Raw genomic sequence first — 3,269 nt, 5'->3', positions numbered from 1 at the left:
CCGGTGCAGGAGCACCTTGGAGCCGGAGGCGGCGAGCTCCAGCATGTCCTCGAAGGAGATCCAGTCGATCTTCTTCGCCTTCTTCACCACGCGCGGGTCGGCGGTGAAGACGCCGTCGACGTCGGTGTAGATCTCGCAGACCTCGGCGTCCAGCGCCGCGGYGAGGACGGTCAGGGTCAGGACGGGTGACCACGTCATCTCCGGGCCGGGGAGCTTCGGCAGGTGACCGAAGGGCGACAGGTCCAGGGCCCACGGGGGAAGGTCCAGCGCCGGGCCGATCCAGCCCAGGGCCAGGGCCAGGCCCGCCGCGCCCCACGCCGCGGCCGCCGCCCTCGGGACGGCGCCCCACAGCAGGACCGCCAGCCCGGCGAGGGTCCAGACGGCCGGGAGCTGCACCAGCGACGCGCCCAGGATCGGACCGAGGTCCTTCCCGTACGAGAGGTACAGGCCGAGGCCGCCGAGCAGCAGGATCAGCGCCGCGCCGCCGAACGCGATCACCAGGTGCCCGGCCGCCCAGCGCAGCCGCCCCACCGCGTTCGCCAGGATCGGCTCGCCCCGCCCCGAGGTCTCCTCGCCGTGCAGCCGCAGTACCGACCCCACCGCGTACAGGGCCGCGAGCATCCCGAAGAGGCCGACCATCGTGGCGAGGAACGCGTCCGTCAGGCCGCTCTGCCCGCCCATCCGCTCGAAGATCTCCCGGGCCCGCTCGTTGTCGCCGACGATGTCGGCCGCGCCCTCGACCATGCCGCCGAAGACGATCCCGCCGAGCAGGAAGCCCAGGGACCAGCCGAGGACGGTGCCGCGCTGGAGCCGCAGGGCGAGCCCGCCCGCCGTGCCGAGCCGGCCCAGAGCCGGGCCCGGCCGGGAGGGCAGGAAGCTCATCCCGACGTCGCGCCGCTCGGTCAGCGCGTAGGCCAGGACGGTCTGCCCGAGCACGGCGACGGCGATCAGCCCCGGCACCCACCACCGCACTCCGGCGAAGGCGCGGACGTGCTCGGCCCAGCCGATCGGCGACAGCCAGGTCAGGACGGAACCGCCGTCGGCCCGGCCGGCGTCCCCGGCCGCCCGCAGCACGAAGGCGAGCCCGAGGACCGCGGACGTCAGCCCCCTGGCGAGCCGGGCGCTCTCGGTCAGCTGGGCGGCGATCGCCGCCGTCGTCGCGAAGAGCATCCCGGTCCCGCCGATCGCCAGGCCGAGCGCGAGCGCTCCGCCCGCGCCCTGACCCGCGAGGGAGACGGTGACGAGGAGGGCGACCGCCGTGTTGGCGGTCAGCGCGGCCAGCAGGGCGGCCGTCAGCGGGGCACGGCGTCCCACCATCCCGGCGGAGAGCATCTCCTGACGGCCCGTCTCCTCCTCCTCGCGGGTGTGCCGGACGACGATGACCAGGCTCATGACGGCGGCGAGCACGGCCGCGAAGGTGCCGAACCGCCAGGCGACGAGGGCGCCGAGCGAGTCGCCGAAGACGGGTCCGTACAGCGACCGCATCGAGCTGTTGGCGTTCATGGAGGCGGCCAGTTCGGCGCGCTGGGCCGCGCTGCCGTAGAGCCCGTCCAGGGATCCGGAGCCGCTCGCCACGAGGCCGCCGACGACCAGTACCCACAGCGGCGTCATCAGCCGGTCGCGGCGCAGCGCGAGCCGGGTCAGGGTGCCGGTTCCGGTCAGCGGGACCGCGAGGGCGCTCATCGGGCGCTCACCCCGGCTGCGGACGCGGCGGCGCCGTCGGTGGCGGCGTCCGCGGCGTAGTGCCGGAGGAAGAGCTCCTCCAGGGTCGGCGGCGTGCTGGTGAGCGAGCGGACCCCGGTGGCGGTCAGGGCGCGCAGCACGGCGTCGAGCTTGTCGGTGTCGACCTGGAGCCGGACCCGGTGGCCCCGGACCTCGAGGCCGTGCACGCCGGGGAGGGCCGCGAGCCCGTCGGGTGTCCCGGCCAGCTCGGCGGAGACGCTCGTGCGGGTGAGATGGCGCAGTTCCGCCAGCGATCCGGTCTCCACCGTCCGGCCCTTGCGGATGATGCTGACCCGGTCGCAGAGGCTCTCGACCTCGCTCAGGAGGTGTGAGGACAGCAGGACGGTCCGCCCCCGGTCGCGCGCCTCGGAGACGCAGCTCTGGAAGACCTCCTCCATCAGCGGGTCGAGGCCGCTGGTGGGCTCGTCGAGGACGAGGAGGTCGACGTCGGAGGCGAACGCGGCGACCAGGGCGACCTTCTGGCGGTTGCCCTTGGAGTAGGTCCGCCCCTTCTTCGTCGGGTCGAGCTCGAAGCGTTCGGTCAGCTCGGCCCGCCGGGCCGGGTCCAGCCCGCCCCGGAGCCGGCCGAAGAGGTCGATGACCTCGCCGCCGGACAGGTTCCGCCAGAGCGTCACGTCACCGGGGACGTAGGCGATGCGGCGGTGCAGGGCGACCGCGTCGTGCCAGGGGTCCCCGCCGAGGACCTGGGCGGCGCCGGAGTCGGGGCGCAGCAGGCCGAGGAGGACGCGGATGGCGGTGGACTTCCCGGCGCCGTTCGGGCCGAGGAAGCCGTGGACCTCACCGGCCTCGACGGCGAGGTCGAGGCCGTCCAGGGCGTGCGTCCGGCCGAACGACTTGTGCAGTCCGGCCACGGTGATTGCCTTCGTCATGTTTCTGAACGTACGCTACTTTCACAAACTTGTGAAGTTAAGGAAGCGCATAAAGTAGAGCCATGACGACGACCAACGACGAGGCGGTCTCGCGCTTCGTGGAGCGCTTCGCCGCCGAACTGACCGAGGCCGGCATGCAGCGGATGGCCTCCCGCGTCTTCGCGGCGCTGCTCGCCTCCGAAACGGCCTCCATGACCTCGGCGGAGCTCGCCGAGCAGCTGAGGATCAGCCCGGCCGCCGTCTCCGGCGCGGTCCGGTACCTCACCCAGGTCAACATGGTCAGCCGTGAACGCGACCCGGGCACCCGCCGCGACCGCTACGTCCTCCACAACGAGCTCTGGTACGAGACCTTCACCCGCCGCGACCAGCTCCTGACCCGCTGGGAGCAGCTGCTGCGCGACGGCTCGGACGTCCTCGGCCCGGACACGGCGGCCGGCGCGCGGACGGCCGAGACGGCCGAGTTCTTCGCCTTCCTCCACGACGAGATGCTCGGGACGCTGGACCGCTGGCGGGCCCGGCGCGAGGGCCGCACCGGGTCCTGAAGTCCCGTCGGCCGCGCCCGGGCCGGCACGTGCCCGCGCCGCGGAAGCCCCGCCCGGGGTTCCGCGCGCGCCGGGTCGCCCCCTGCCCCGCGGGCCGTGCCGCCCCCGGGGACAC

The 3,269-nt window shown here is 74.1% G+C and carries 3 protein-coding genes; 1 reads left to right on the top strand and 2 read right to left on the bottom strand.

The annotated features are described in order from the left end of the window. Together EAO71_RS36045 and EAO71_RS36040 are read right to left on the bottom strand one after the other, a co-directional pair. Positions 1-1,683, bottom strand: a 1,683-nt coding sequence (locus EAO71_RS36045) for an ABC transporter permease (RefSeq protein ID WP_147982020.1), incomplete at its 3' end; no start/stop codon positions are given. Beyond that, positions 1,680-2,612, bottom strand: coding sequence for an ABC transporter ATP-binding protein (locus EAO71_RS36040; RefSeq protein WP_147982019.1), 933 nt, complete (start codon positions 2,610-2,612; stop codon positions 1,680-1,682). The genes EAO71_RS36040 and EAO71_RS36045, both read right to left, overlap by 4 nt. Positions 2,613-2,674: 62 nt before the next feature. On the opposite strand from EAO71_RS36040, the gene EAO71_RS36035 reads away from it, so the two are divergent. Then, positions 2,675-3,154: a GbsR/MarR family transcriptional regulator gene (locus EAO71_RS36035; protein ID WP_147982018.1), complete on the top strand. Its 480-nt coding sequence runs from the start codon at positions 2,675-2,677 to the stop codon at positions 3,152-3,154. Positions 3,155-3,269: the final 115 nt, after the last annotated feature.

The sequence above is a fragment of the Streptomyces sp. MS191 genome (genome assembly GCF_008042125.1).
GTDB lineage: Bacteria > Actinomycetota > Actinomycetes > Streptomycetales > Streptomycetaceae > Streptomyces.
Note: the sequence above shows the minus strand (reverse complement) of the source record. Positions and strands in the feature narration are given on the sequence as shown.

Excerpts from the sequence above, each read along its gene's own strand:
- EAO71_RS36035 (WP_147982018.1), top strand. The coding sequence starts at position 2,675 with ATGACGACGACCAACGACGAGGCGGTCTCGCGCTTCGTGGAGCGCTTC.
- EAO71_RS36040 (WP_147982019.1), bottom strand. The coding sequence starts at position 2,612 with ATGACGAAGGCAATCACCGTGGCCGGACTGCACAAGTCGTTCGGCCGG.